This is a genomic window from Pseudarthrobacter sp. CC12 (assembly GCF_039907755.1).
Lineage (GTDB): Bacteria > Actinomycetota > Actinomycetes > Actinomycetales > Micrococcaceae > Arthrobacter > Arthrobacter niigatensis.
The window spans coordinates 1-12,024 of the sequence record NZ_JARDJH010000036.1; the positions used below are offsets into that span (position 1 = coordinate 1).

Annotated in this window: 13 protein-coding genes; 4 read left to right on the plus strand and 9 right to left on the minus strand. The window is 60.5% G+C overall.

The window, feature by feature from the left end; translation table 11 throughout:
• Window positions 1-220 precede the first annotated feature (220 nt).
• The 4 genes from PV772_RS18995 to PV772_RS19010 all read right to left on the minus strand — a co-directional run bounded on the left by PV772_RS18995 (window position 221) and on the right by PV772_RS19010 (window position 3,115).
• The gene (locus tag PV772_RS18995; RefSeq protein WP_347887173.1) at window positions 221-430 is read right to left on the minus strand and encodes a hypothetical protein; all 210 of its coding nucleotides are present in this window, start codon (window positions 428-430) and stop codon (window positions 221-223) included.
• A gap of 438 nt (window positions 431-868) precedes the next feature.
• The gene (locus PV772_RS19000; protein WP_347887174.1) at window positions 869-1,234 is read right to left on the minus strand and encodes a multidrug efflux SMR transporter; all 366 of its coding nucleotides are present in this window, start codon (window positions 1,232-1,234) and stop codon (window positions 869-871) included.
• Window positions 1,234-1,548: a multidrug efflux SMR transporter gene (locus tag PV772_RS19005; protein ID WP_347887175.1), complete on the minus strand. Its 315-nt coding sequence runs from the start codon at window positions 1,546-1,548 to the stop codon at window positions 1,234-1,236. The genes PV772_RS19000 and PV772_RS19005 overlap by 1 nt, the downstream gene beginning before the upstream one ends.
• Window positions 1,549-1,717: 169 nt before the next feature.
• Complete coding sequence (locus PV772_RS19010) at window positions 1,718-3,115, minus strand: PLP-dependent aminotransferase family protein (RefSeq protein ID WP_347887176.1); 1,398 nt, start codon at window positions 3,113-3,115, stop codon at window positions 1,718-1,720.
• Between the two features lie 113 nt (window positions 3,116-3,228).
• Here PV772_RS19010 and PV772_RS19015 point away from each other — a divergent pair, with 113 nt between their 5' ends.
• Window positions 3,229-4,137, plus strand: coding sequence for a dihydrodipicolinate synthase family protein (locus PV772_RS19015; protein ID WP_347887177.1), 909 nt, complete (start codon window positions 3,229-3,231; stop codon window positions 4,135-4,137).
• An 870-nt stretch (window positions 4,138-5,007) separates the two neighbouring features.
• On the plus strand, window positions 5,008-5,376 hold the full coding sequence (locus PV772_RS19020; RefSeq protein ID WP_347887178.1) for a hypothetical protein: 369 nt from the start codon (window positions 5,008-5,010) through the stop codon (window positions 5,374-5,376).
• A gap of 92 nt (window positions 5,377-5,468) precedes the next feature.
• Here PV772_RS19020 and PV772_RS19025 read toward each other — a convergent pair whose 3' ends face one another.
• The 5 genes from PV772_RS19025 to PV772_RS19045 all read right to left on the minus strand — a co-directional run bounded on the left by PV772_RS19025 (window position 5,469) and on the right by PV772_RS19045 (window position 10,175).
• Window positions 5,469-6,128, minus strand: coding sequence for a flavin reductase family protein (locus tag PV772_RS19025; RefSeq protein WP_347887217.1), 660 nt, complete (start codon window positions 6,126-6,128; stop codon window positions 5,469-5,471).
• A gap of 110 nt (window positions 6,129-6,238) precedes the next feature.
• A complete protein-coding gene (locus PV772_RS19030) occupies window positions 6,239-7,456 on the minus strand; it encodes an aminotransferase class I/II-fold pyridoxal phosphate-dependent enzyme (RefSeq protein WP_347887179.1) in 1,218 nt (405 codons plus the stop codon).
• A gap of 30 nt (window positions 7,457-7,486) precedes the next feature.
• Window positions 7,487-8,062, minus strand: coding sequence for an Lrp/AsnC family transcriptional regulator (locus tag PV772_RS19035; RefSeq protein WP_347887180.1), 576 nt, complete (start codon window positions 8,060-8,062; stop codon window positions 7,487-7,489).
• Between the two features lie 4 nt (window positions 8,063-8,066).
• On the minus strand, window positions 8,067-8,669 hold the full coding sequence (locus PV772_RS19040; protein WP_347887181.1) for an XRE family transcriptional regulator: 603 nt from the start codon (window positions 8,667-8,669) through the stop codon (window positions 8,067-8,069).
• Between the two features lie 75 nt (window positions 8,670-8,744).
• Complete coding sequence (locus PV772_RS19045; RefSeq protein ID WP_347887182.1) at window positions 8,745-10,175, minus strand: amino acid permease; 1,431 nt, start codon at window positions 10,173-10,175, stop codon at window positions 8,745-8,747.
• 267 nt (window positions 10,176-10,442) lie between these two features.
• On the opposite strand from PV772_RS19045, the gene PV772_RS19050 reads away from it, so the two are divergent.
• Together PV772_RS19050 and PV772_RS19055 are read left to right on the plus strand one after the other, a co-directional pair.
• Window positions 10,443-11,375, plus strand: coding sequence for a LysR family transcriptional regulator (locus tag PV772_RS19050; protein WP_347887183.1), 933 nt, complete (start codon window positions 10,443-10,445; stop codon window positions 11,373-11,375).
• A complete protein-coding gene (locus tag PV772_RS19055; protein ID WP_347887184.1) occupies window positions 11,344-11,865 on the plus strand; it encodes an Lrp/AsnC family transcriptional regulator in 522 nt (173 codons plus the stop codon). The genes PV772_RS19050 and PV772_RS19055 overlap by 32 nt, the downstream gene beginning before the upstream one ends.
• Window positions 11,866-12,024: the final 159 nt, after the last annotated feature.

The window sequence follows — 12,024 nt, forward strand, 5'->3', positions numbered from 1 at the left end:
CACCGATGGGCAGTTCTACTGGCCGTCAGTGGGCATTTTCGTGGCCGCCTATGGGCAGTTTTTCATGGCCGCTAACATCCGTAACGGCACAGTAAGCGCCGGCAAGATCTGCAGAGAGCGCGGGCATCGAGCCATTCTCTGAAAACCTGCCCTGGCGGCACCTTTGGATGATGTAGCGCCTCCTCATCACCTTCAACGATCTCGCCCAGTTCCGCGAGGTTCAGAGGATAACTTCACGCGTGATGCCGTACGGGACCTTCTCGGTAAGTTCAGCTGTATAGCTTCCTGGGCCATTGCGGGTAACGATGATTCCGAGCGTTCCCGACAGCTTTGCAACCGTCTGAAGGTCTCTAACGGCAGCGTTGAGCGTGTCGTCCAGGGAATTACGTTCCTGCACTTCTATGTTGATGTGCCTAAGCGTTGAGGGCATACATCATCCTTTTCTTGCCGGTACTTTAGCCATGGCGCTAACGTCTGAGAATCCTCACCTGTTAGTCCTGGCTCGTCGTAGCTCTTGAGGGAAGGGAAGCCCGTGTGGAGCGGGGCTCCGACTTTTGTGAGAGGCGCTCCAGATCTCGGGCAACCTCTGCGACCGCTAGGATCCGACGGTCTGCCCTCCGGGAGGTTGGCTTTGCGGCAGGTGGGGCTTCTGTCTTTGTCGCAACGGTACGTCTCGGAAGGGATCGCCAGGAGTCGGGACTGGCTGAGTTGGCCAGAGGATCGAAAAAGAGTGGAAAACGGGAGTCTATGCGTTCAGGCATGGGATCCTCTCCACTGGTAAAGCTATGGCGGCGTTGGTTGTTGGAGGAAGAGGCGGCGGGCAGGGGAACCGTCCCACCGGGGTGCGGGTGGGTTGTAGCCACAAGCCTCACTTCGGGGGCAGGCCTTGCTGGGATCCGCTAGTGGGCTGGCAGGTGGCCGCGGGAACGAGTTTCAGCCCAATGACGCAGGCTACGATACCGGCGAGAAATAGCACGCGAAGCACGGTCAATGTCTCGTTGCCGTGGAACATTGCCCAGCCCACTGTGAGCGCAGCCCCAATACCGGTCCAGACCGCATAGGCGGTGCTCATTGGAATTCGTTTCGACGCGTACCCCAGTCCGAGCATGCTTAGGACCAGGGCCAACGCGAATACCACTGTTGACAACGGGATGGTTAGGCCGCGGCTTTGACCAAGGGCTGTCGCCCAGACTGCTTCGAGCGCTGCGCTTGCAAGGAGGACTATCCAGTGCATTAGCTAACCACCTTCAATCCGACGACACATCCGACGAGGGCGGTCAGAAGCGCCGCACGACCGACAGAAAGTTGCTCCTGTTTGCGGACCACAGCCAGTGCTGCCGTTAACACCGCGCCGATGCCGACCCAAACTGCGTAAGACGTTCCGGTTGGAAGTTCGGTCATTGCGAAAGCAAGGCCCACCATACTGAGAGCCATCGAGGTGACGAAGATGAAGGCGGGACGTTTCCGCCTGAAGCCATTGGAGGCACCCAGCGCCGTGGCCCAAACGGCCTCCAGGACGCCGGACAGTATCAAGACGAGCCAAGCCATTGCGAGATCCCTGCTATGAGTGTTTACGGTGTTGCACACAAAGGGGCGTGCGTGCTCCTCCATAATGCAGTCTGTTGCACTAATAGTGCAACACTTTACTGATTCTTTCGCAAGCTATGTCTAGACCCTGCTTCGACGCTGGCTACTGCTGATGCCATTTCAGGCCGGCTCAGTCCAGAAGGCTAAGAAGGACATCAAGCGCTCTGGCGAGTTGAAGGTCCGTGACGGCACCGTAGCCGATCACCAAGCCATTGTCGGCCGCGCGATCCGCATAGTAGCCCGAGAGAGGCACTAGCTTCACTCCCTGCCGCAAGGCTTCCGCTGCGACTACCTCAGCGCTCGGCTGGGCAAACCGGCTCACCGCATGTAGGCCTCCGTCAAGCGCGGCGAGTTCAATATCAGGACGGTCGCCAAGTCTGGCAATCAAAAGTTCGCGCCGGTGAGCATACTCCCTTCGCGCACGGGAGATGTGTCTCGATAACCCACCTCCTTGGATGTAATGGGCCAGCGCGGACTGCAGAATGCCTGAAACTGGAGTATCAAGGGCTGCGCGGGCTTGCTTTAGGTTTTCTCCCGTTTGCCCCCTGACAACCACATACCCGCACCGCAGCCAGGGGCTGAGGTTTTTTGAAAATGTTCCAAGAAGCACGACATCGGCATTGGAGGGTAGAGAAGCGATCGCGGGAAGAGGCATCCTCTTATGCCGGAATTCGCTGTCGTAGTCGTCCTCCATAACGAGGACTCCATTTTCATCAGCCCAGCTCAACAGGCCGAGCCTTTCCTGGACCGTCATCCTTCCGCCAAGAGGATACTGGTGGCTCGGGGTGACCAGTACGGCATCAGGCATCCCGCTCAAGGAGTCGAGCTGGGAACTTCGGAGCCCGTCCTCATCCACCGGAACAGTCATCAATTCGGCACCAGCTGCCGCCAGAACCCGCCTGGCAGTGGGGTATCCAGGATCTTCAACCAGGACCCGGGGGCGGCCGTTTTGACCCTGACGCTCGCGCAGCATCGCCATTATCAGCTGTAGTCCGTCACTGGTACCGGCTGTAATAACGACGTCATCGCCATCAACGGCAACGCCCCGCGAGGCGGCGAGATGCTGAGCAACTGCCAACCTCAGTTCGTGCGTTCCTAAAACTGGCGGCAAATGTGTAGCCACGTCTGCGGAGACGGCGTTCTTCCACGCAGCGCGCCACTCGCGGTCCCGGAAGGGCGCTCCGGACGGCTGACCGGGGGCCAGATTGATGATACCGACAGCTTCCGAGGTCAGGCCCGGGAGCTTCGTTTTGACGGGCAGATTCTGGATATCCGGCCGGATCGCCACCTTGGTCCCGCCGGCACCGTTGCTCTCCAAGAAACCTTCTCCAGAAAGCTGCTCAAACGCCCGAACAACTACGCCGCGCGAGACGCCGATCTCGGCTGCCAGTCTTCGTGTGGCAGGAAGGTTTTGTTCGGGCTGCAAAATCCCTCCAAGCACCGCGCTTCGTAACTGATTTGCGAGCTGAGCGGACAACGAAGCGGGGCTCTTCCTATCGAGGGTGAAGGGAATCTCAGCCTCGCCCATTTGGACCTCCAAAATATTTGATTCTTGGATCTAGTGTAGGACCAAAGAATTGGGCAGCATAAACCTGTACGTCGTGCCCTTACTGCCTTTGGCTTTTGTAAGGGATTAGCCACATGAAAGAAGGACTTCCCGTGTTCAACGGACTCAGTGCATTCCCGCTAACGCCCATGAAGGGCGAGGACGTCGACCTGGAAGCCGTCGCCCTACTGGTTTCCCGAGCGGCCAGGGCAGGAGTGGACTCGCTGGGCATTTTGGGATCTACCGGAAATTATGCGTACTTGTCGCCCGCTGAGCGACGGGCCGTTCTCCACACTGCAGTCGACGCCGCAGATGGTGTTCCAGTTCTCGCGGGGATCGGCGCCGTGCGCACCAGGGATGTTCTGGGGATGGCTGCTGACGCCCAGACTGCCGGTGCGTCCGCGATGTTGCTGGCGCCAGTGTCTTACCAGCGCCTCAACGACGAGGAAGTTTTTGGGCTGTACGAGCGCGTCGCATCCGAATCCGAGATTCCGGTCGTTGTTTATGACAACCCTGGCACGACCGGCTTTACCTTCTCCGATGATTTCCATGCGCGAATCGCCAGGATTCCCCGCATCGCCTCCATCAAGATTCCTCCGCCCGCCCAAGGAGAAGTGTCTTCACGGATTCGTGGATTGCGTGCACAGCTTCCGCACGGAACGTCACTGGGTATCAGCGGTGACTGGGTCGCAGCCGAAGCCCTCATCGCCGGCAGTGACGTTTGGTACTCCGTACTTGGCGGTCTGCTTCCGGCGCACGCAAAGGCGATCGTTGACCATGTGCGGGCTGGCCGAAACGACCAAGCCCTCCAGGCCTCGGAAGAACTTGAGCCCCTGTGGACCCTGTTCCGAGCGTACGGCAGTCTTCGGGTCGTCTCAGCGCTGGCTGAGATTCTAGGGCTTGTCCCCGTGACGTCGTCTTTGCCACTTCCAGTGCGTGGGCTCGACAGGGAAGGACGTGAGCGTGTTGCCGGCGCGATACGCAGCATTGGCCTTGATGTCTAGGGCTGCCGGTGTTCCTAAGGCAAGGAGATTAGGGTGAGCGTGACGGAACGCTTCCCCCCAGCCTCCACCGCGTCTGGTGGTTTGGCCCGGTACGTTCTTGCCGCCACGTTGGCGCGGAGCGCAGATGGCGGTGCCGTTGTGGCGGTCGTTCTGCTGGCAACAACGAGCGGCGCTCCCGGGTGGTTGGCAGGATTGCTGGGGGCCTGTATCACGGCCCCGCATCTGTTTGGGCCCTTTATCGCCCGTTCCATGGATACAGCCCGTGATGGCCGCACCGTTATCGCGTGGGCCTGTGTCATACACGGGCTGACGCTGGCCGCAGCCGTTCTTCTCTACCGGGTGTCCTGGCCTGTCGTCCCAGCTTTGTTGCTCATCGTGTCCGGCTTGGTCGGACCGCTGCTGACAGGGGGGATCAGCAGCCGGCTGGCGGAAATTGTGGGTCGGGACAGAGCTAGCCAGCGGCGGGCTCAAGGTTGGGACGTTGCGACATACGGCATCGGTGGGACGATTGGGCCGTCACTGGTTGCAGCCGTTTCAGCATGGGCAGGCCCTGCTGTCGCTGCCCTGATTCTCGCCGCGACGACCTTCCTGGCAGCCGGTGTGGTCCGGCTGCTGCCGTTCGTGCCGCAGGCGGGAAACGCCGCAGGCATCCCACGCCCCATTCGAACCTTGACCATCATGGCTTCGAGCGGCCCCTTACGGCGAACGCTGTACATGACCGTTGTGGTCGCCCTCTCTGTGGCAGCCCTACCCATTGCAGCTGTTTCCTCGACACCCAGTCTTGGTGTGGAGTCCGCGGCGGCCGGCGTCCTGACCGCAGCCTACGGATTAGGTGGGCTTGCCGGGTCCGCAGGGGTTATGCTCCGGCCGATGCGCTCGGAAGCAGACCGCTTGATGTCCTGGTGTGCCGCAGCTGTCGGAGTTGCCCTGCTGGGCGCTGCCCTTGCAGGGGTCTTCCAGCTGGCCTTTGCCGCTTACGCTGTGGCAGGCGTCCTGAACTCGTACTTCTTCGCGGCCACCTTGGCGGCACGAAGCGAGTATGCGCCGGCCGAGGCGCGGGGACAGGTCTTTGTTTGGATAGGTGCGGTGAAGATTACTGCCGGTTCCGCAGGGACTGCGGCCGCGGGAGCCCTCGCTGCGTCCGCGGTTCAGCTCCCGCTTGTTCTGGGAGCCGGACTAATCGCAGCAACTGTCATCGTCTCGGTTCTTGAGCGGCGCTTTGTGGGGCTCGGCAGCTAGGTACCGACGGCAGTTTCCGGCTCCCATGGCTGCCGTGTCCCTGGGCCAGGGCGTCCGTGTCGCTCCCGGTTTGCGAAGAGGACTTTTCCGCTCTAGGACGGCAGCTGGTCCTGGAGAAGGGAGGCGGTGTCGCTGGTGGGGCGGAACCCATGTTCCGTTCCCAGCCCAAAGTAGTGCCGGAAGCTGTAGATAGTGGGCTGCCATGTATTCGGGTTGATGTAGTTGGTACCCGGGACAACAATCTCGGGGCTGGCGTGAACGCGGAGAACTTCAGCCTCCACCATGTAGTAGAAGTCGCCGGTGCCACGAGTTGCCTGCCGGACCTCGGCCTCGAATTGCAGGGCGCACTCCTTGATCCGGGGTGGGGATACCAGGTCGGACGCTTGAGGGGTGAGCCCAATGCGCCTGAATTTGTCCTTCTCGTGCACGTACCGCTTTGTCTTCGCTTCGGGGACGGGGCTAAGACCTGTTGTGTCTCCGATGGCTTCGATGTGCTGCCATTGGGATGGGTGGGGAAAGTTCACGGTCAGGCCCGGCCGCCTGCGAAGATTCGCGGCTGTATGACCATCCGCCAGAAGGCCCAGTACGATCATTTGATCCAGTGCCCAGTATGAGGAAGCCGGGGAGATGTTTGTGGAACCATCAGCATTTTCTGTGCAGAGCAACATGACCGGGTGCCGACGTATAGGACACTCGGTTGGATGGTGATGTGCGTTGTGGTGCTCATGATTCTTCCTGGGTGGCTGCCGGATCGGTGTTTGCTGTCATGGGTTTCCTGCTGACTTTGCTTGTGAGTGCAGTCAAGGCCTGGACGGGGGGCCCCGTTTAGGACTCCGTCCAGGCCTTGAAAGGTCTGCAGGTTCTACTTTGCGCCGAAAGTTTCGTCCAGGGCGTTGAGGATGTCGTCGATGAGGTCTTCGGGGTCTTCGAGCCCGATGGAGAGACGCAGGTGGCCGTATTTGTGGAACGAGGCGGGGTAGTTCTCGGAGCCACCGCGGGCGTCCGGGCCGACGTGGACGATGAGGGTTTCGTCGTGGCCCAGCGATACAGCTGAGGTGATGACGTTCAGGTTCTTGACGAAGCGGTTTTGGGTGTCCGAGTCGCCTTCAACAGCGAAGGCCATGACCCCGCCGTAGCCGCGGCCGCCGAACTGTTTGCCGGCCAGCTCGTGCTGCGGGTGCGAGGCCAGGCCCGGGTAAAGGACATAGGCGATGCGGGAGTCGGACTCGAGCACGGCGGCGACCTTCTCCGCGCTGGAGAATTGCTGCTTCAGGCGCAGGGGGAGGGTGACGGAGCCGCGCATGATCATCCAGGCGTTGAACGGCGAAATGACGCCGCCGGCATCGACGACAGCATCGTGTTTGATGTGCTGAACGAGCTCCCGCCGCCCGATGACGACCCCGCCCATCGCGTCGCCGTGGCCGTTGATGTACTTGGTCAGCGAATGGATGACCAGGTCGGCCCCGTCGTCAAGGGCCCGGTAGAACGGAGCGGGGGTGAATGTGGCGTCAACAGTCAGGAGGATGCCGGCTGCTTTGGCGATGCCAGCAAGGGCTGCCACGTTCGCGACTTTCGTGGTCGGGTTGGCGATGGTTTCGGCGTGGATGAGTTTGGTGGTGGGGCGGATCGCGGCCTTGACAGCTTCCAGGTCGTCGGCGTCGACGAACGTTGCCTCGATGCCGTACTTGTCTGGAAGGAGTTCACCGAACAACCGGTATACCGCTTCGTAGGTGACGTTTGAAACCACGACGTGGTCCCCGGATTTCAGAAGAGCGAAAAACACGCCGTGGAGTGCTGCAACGCCGGTGGCAAAGGCGGCGGCTGCCTCAGCACCTTCCATCGCGGCAAGTTTAGTCTCGAGAGCGACCTGGTTCGCGCCCGCGTTGCGGGTGTAAACCAGTCCGTCATCGACGCTTGACCAGTTCATGTCAGCGGGGTCGTCTGGAAGCAGGTAGGAGTTTGCCATGACCAAGGGGGTGCGCAGCGCGCCGGTGCCCTTGTCGATGGTGTTGCCGCCGTGTACGGCCCAGGTGCCGTGGTGGACCGAGGAATGGTCGTGCTTGTCAGGGGTGCGCTTCATGGTGGAGTTTCCTTTCCGAGGGCGTGATTGTCAGTACCGGATGCTGCGTGGCATGGGACGGTAGTTGAAAAGTGTTTGGGTTGTGGATGCTTCCAGTGACAGCACCGAGGACTGAACTTTGAAGAATGTGATGATTTTTTCAAGCCGCTCGTGGCTTGAGGCTTGGACCCTGATCATGATGCTGCGATCGGCTTCCAGGAGTTCGGCATTCGTAATCTCCGGTACGGATTCCATACTGCGGAGCAGGTCATGGCCGTTGCGTCCGGGCTGTTGGACTATCTTGATCAGAGCCGTGATGGGTCTCGCGGCTGGATCGGGGTAGCTACGAACGGCGGCATAGCCGGCGATGTGACCGGTCCGCTCGAGTCGTTGGATGCGCTCGGTGCATTCAGTTGCGCTGATGCCGGTCCGTTGGGCCAGGATCGTTGTCGAAAGCCGCCCTTCTTCTTCGAGGAAGCCCAGAATCAGAAAGTCGGTTTGGTCCGGGGAGAGCTCGGCCGGCGGGATGGCCTCCGTTGGGATGAGGGTCCTGCCGCGGGGTGTGGTTCCTTGCTTTGGGTTCCGGCAGACCGGGGTGTGGGGCGTCGCCGGTGGTGGGTGCAGCATGGAGCTAGCCTTTCCCTGACTCCCGATGACCCGACCCCACACCCCGTTCAAAGACGGCCAGCGAGAACCGTGCCGGTTTTTCATCGTCGTTTTGGTAGCAGTGAGGCATGTCGCCAGGAAAACTAACTGAGTCGCCGACTTGCAGCACGACCCTTTGATCAGCGGCGGTGACGATTACTACGCCTTCCTGAACCTGCAAGAGCTCCTTGGTTCCCGGGGTGTGCGCCTCGCTGGTGTGCTGGTCTCCCGGGCCCAATGTCCAGTCCCACAGCTCCACGATCTCCGGGGGTTCGGTCCCGGCGACAAGGACCCCGCGTCCGCCTGCATCACTTCGCCAGAGAACTGCTCCTTCACCCTTGCGGGTGACTTTCACCGCTTTGGGTTCGGGCGACTGCACGAGATCCGGCAGACCCACTCCCAGGGCGTCACTGATCCGAAGTAGAGTTCCAACGCTGGGATTGGCCGCCGCTTGTTCAACATTGATGATCATGCGACGGCTTACTCCAGCGGCGTCCGCAAGTTGGTCGAGCGTCCACCGCCGGCCCAAGCGCTCCTGTTTTACCCTGTCACCGATAGCGGAAGCCAGTGATGCGATGTTTTCCTCCATAAATGCATGATACTGCACCAGGAGTGCAATGTTCAAGGATTCATGGAGTGGATAACGGAGGGGGCGGGGGAAGCACTAGGAGCTCGGAACGACTACGGGCTCCTCCTTGGGCGCCGTCCGCAGCCTAGAGTGTCGCACGGAATAGGTGAAGTAGAACACGGTTGCCAACAGAATCCAGATGACGAATGCGATCAGGGTAACGGGGCGAAGATCCTTCACAATCCATAGGCAGCCCAGGATGGAAAGGATGGGCACCACCGGATAGAGCGGCACTTTGAACGGGGCCGGCTGGTGCGGGGCCCGGGAGCGTCGAATCATTACGGCCACTGACACCACGATGAAGGCGACCAGGGTTCCAATGCTGGTCATCTCGGCCAGGAAGTTAATCGGCAGCAGTCCCGCCAGCATGGCCACTGCCGCGCCGGTGATAATGGTGCCGGCGGCGGGTGTCCGGGTTTTGGTGTTGATACGGGAGAAGACTTTCGGCACGAGTCCGTCGGAACTCATCGCGAAGAAGATACGGGTCTGGCCGTACAGGACGACCAGCGTGACACTGAAGATGGAGACTATGGCCGCGAGGGCAAGCACTGTGCCAGGCCAGCTTGCATTGGTAACGGATTGCAGGATGGCCGCCAAGCCTGCTTCCTGCCCTTCAAAGGCCGCGGCATCCTGTGCGCCGATGGCGACGACGGCAACAGCAATGTACAGGGCGGTGACGACGGCAAGAGTGATGATGATGGCCAGAGGCATGGTGCGGGCAGGGTTTTTGGCCTCATCGCCTGCCGTGGAAACCGCGTCCAAGCCAATGTAGGAGAAGAAGATGATCCCGGCGGCTCCGGTGATCCCGGCGGCGCCCATCGGGGCGAAATTGGCAAAATGATCCTGGTTCCATCCGGTGACCCCGATCACGATGAACATGATCAGCACTGCGATCTTAACCAGTACCATCACCGCATTGGCCTTCGCTGACTCATTGACGCCCCGCACCAGCAGCGCGGTACACATGGCAATCAACACGATCGCTGGAACATTGACCACTCCACCAGCTTCTGGCGCGGCGGAAAGGGCCTCCGGGATACGGATCCCGAAAAGGTTGTCCAGAGCCTGATTGAGATATTCGGACCATCCAACGGCAACCGCCGCTCCCGAGACGCCATATTCCAACAGCAGACATGCCCCAACAGCCATCGCCGGCAATTCCCCCAACGTTGCATAGGCGTATGAGTACGAGGACCCTGAGGCCGGGATGACGCTGGCCATTTCCGCGTAGCACAGTGCAGTAAGCCCAGCGACAACAGCGGCGATGACAAAGGACCAGATCACTGCCGGGCCGGCGACAGGCACCGCTTGGGAAAGGACGATGAAGATGCCTGTCCCCACCGTTGCCCCAATACCGAGCATGGAGAGCTGGAAAGTGCCCATGGTGCGGGCGAGAGCCGGTTGGCCGGAGGACTGGGGCGCCCCTGGGACCGATCTGCGAAAGATTTGTTGAAGAAGTGAAGACATCTTTGTTTCCTAGCGTTTTGGCCCCGTGTTGATCAGCCATCCTCCCGGTTCGGCCGCGCCGCTGGAGGCATTGTTCTAGCCGTAAAAAATGAGTCAGGCCGATCAGTGGACGGTAATGGACTTGGCTCCAGCCCCCGACTCTTGGGACTTGTACCATGGTGCACTATTATGCCCTAATCGAGCATTAATGTGATCTTGGTCAATGCTAAGGATATTGGCTCGACAGTGCAACGTGATAGATCTTCAATATTGATTTAGGCTTGCCTTATGGATCCGTACCAGTTGAGTGTGTTGCGCGAACTAGGCGACCATGGGAGTGTGGCTGCGACGGCCCGCGCATTAGGGATAAGCCCCTCGGCAGTGTCGCAGTCCTTGGCAGTGCTTCAGCGGAAGTTCAAAGCACCGCTTACGCAGAAGCGCGGCCGAACGGTGGAGCTCACCGACGCCGGCCAGGCTCTGGCAGTTGCGGCCATTGCGGTTTCAGAGGCGATAACGCGGGCGGAGGCCACGGTTGATGAATTTGTTGGCGGCGTTGATCGTGTGGTTCGGGTCAGCGCCTTTCACAGTGCAGCCGTGACCTTCTTCCCGGAACTGGCTGCTCTGGAGCAGTCCGAAGGATTTCCTGTGGTGGAGTGCGTGGATGAGGATGTGGAGCGGGTCTCCTTTCCGGCTCTTACAGCAAGCTATGACATCGTCATCGGACACCGAATGAGTCACACACCCCCGTGGCCAAGGGACCGTCTGGCAGTCCTCTCGCTCCTGAGGGAACCCATGGACGTTGCGATGCACGCATCACATGAGCTGGCCGGCAGAAGTGTGCTCCGCCCCTCCGACCTGGTGGAGACGACGTGGATTTCTACCCATACCGGCTTTTCCCCCGCGGACACCCTGGATGCCGTGGCAGCAGCGGCGGGCCATCCGATGCGCGTCGTTCACCGAATCAATGACTTCAGCACGACGGCTGCGATGGTTTCAAAAGGGGGGCACCTGGCACTCCTGCCACGTCACACTGTTCATATTCCTGCCGCGGAGAATGTTGTCCTGCGCCCCTTGGAGGGACTGCAGACAGTCCGTCACGTAGATATGTTGATCCGCCCCGAACGGGTCGTCCACCGGGCCGTCGCTGTAGTTATCGATGCATTGCGCCGCATCGCTCAATCCCACGTCCATGAACCGACAGGCAGGAATATCAGTGTCTAAAAGTCCCCGCGATGATATTGACGCGCAGATTTTGGCGGAGCTGCGGCGTAATGCCCGGATCAGCTTGGCCCAATTGGGGGATCAGGTTCTGCTCTCGCGCAACGCGGTGCGTCAACGCATTGAGCGCCTCGAACGTGACGGGTTCATCAAGGGTTACACCATCAAGGAATCAACCGGCGATGGAAATCCCACCGTCAACGCAGTACTCCTGGTCCAGCGGCACGACAGGATGCGCGGCAGCGACGTCATAGCGGGACTGCGAGCCATTCCCGAGGTGGCAACATGCGATGTGGTCAGCGGAGAACTTGATCTTGTGGTCAGGGTGGAGGCGCCTGACGCTGCACGCATCCAGGCGATTTGGCGGCAAGTATCCGAGTTCCCCGGCGTCCGGGATATCACCACCGCACTATCGCTTTCCACCGTCATCGACAGGCACGTCCCGCGGACGGCAACGGGCCTCCCGCCGATTAGTCCACATCCAGGCGTTTAACGAGGTCCGGCCCTGGGGAACCGAATGGTTCCCCAGGGCCGGGTTGCTGCAAACACGTTGCAGGAAGAGGAGTCCGTGCTTGCAGCATGCCGGTGGTAGCTGGACCAGCTGAGGGAAGCAAGGTCAGTGCCGATCATCGCTTCTTCCCGGGCGGTCCCC

Excerpts from the sequence above, each read along its gene's own strand:
- PV772_RS19045 (WP_347887182.1), bottom strand. The coding sequence starts at position 10,175 with ATGTCTTCACTTCTTCAACAAATCTTTCGCAGATCGGTCCCAGGGGCG.
- PV772_RS19035 (WP_347887180.1), bottom strand. The coding sequence starts at position 8,062 with ATGCTGCACCCACCACCGGCGACGCCCCACACCCCGGTCTGCCGGAAC.
- PV772_RS18995 (WP_347887173.1), bottom strand. The coding sequence starts at position 430 with ATGCCCTCAACGCTTAGGCACATCAACATAGAAGTGCAGGAACGTAAT.
- PV772_RS19020 (WP_347887178.1), top strand. The coding sequence starts at position 5,008 with ATGCGCTCGGAAGCAGACCGCTTGATGTCCTGGTGTGCCGCAGCTGTC.
- PV772_RS19030 (WP_347887179.1), bottom strand. The coding sequence starts at position 7,456 with ATGAAGCGCACCCCTGACAAGCACGACCATTCCTCGGTCCACCACGGC.
- PV772_RS19005 (WP_347887175.1), bottom strand. The coding sequence starts at position 1,548 with ATGGCTTGGCTCGTCTTGATACTGTCCGGCGTCCTGGAGGCCGTTTGG.
- PV772_RS19010 (WP_347887176.1), bottom strand. The coding sequence starts at position 3,115 with ATGGGCGAGGCTGAGATTCCCTTCACCCTCGATAGGAAGAGCCCCGCT.
- PV772_RS19055 (WP_347887184.1), top strand. The coding sequence starts at position 11,344 with ATGAACCGACAGGCAGGAATATCAGTGTCTAAAAGTCCCCGCGATGAT.
- PV772_RS19040 (WP_347887181.1), bottom strand. The coding sequence starts at position 8,669 with ATGGAGGAAAACATCGCATCACTGGCTTCCGCTATCGGTGACAGGGTA.
- PV772_RS19050 (WP_347887183.1), top strand. The coding sequence starts at position 10,443 with ATGGATCCGTACCAGTTGAGTGTGTTGCGCGAACTAGGCGACCATGGG.
- PV772_RS19000 (WP_347887174.1), bottom strand. The coding sequence starts at position 1,234 with ATGCACTGGATAGTCCTCCTTGCAAGCGCAGCGCTCGAAGCAGTCTGG.
- PV772_RS19015 (WP_347887177.1), top strand. The coding sequence starts at position 3,229 with ATGAAAGAAGGACTTCCCGTGTTCAACGGACTCAGTGCATTCCCGCTA.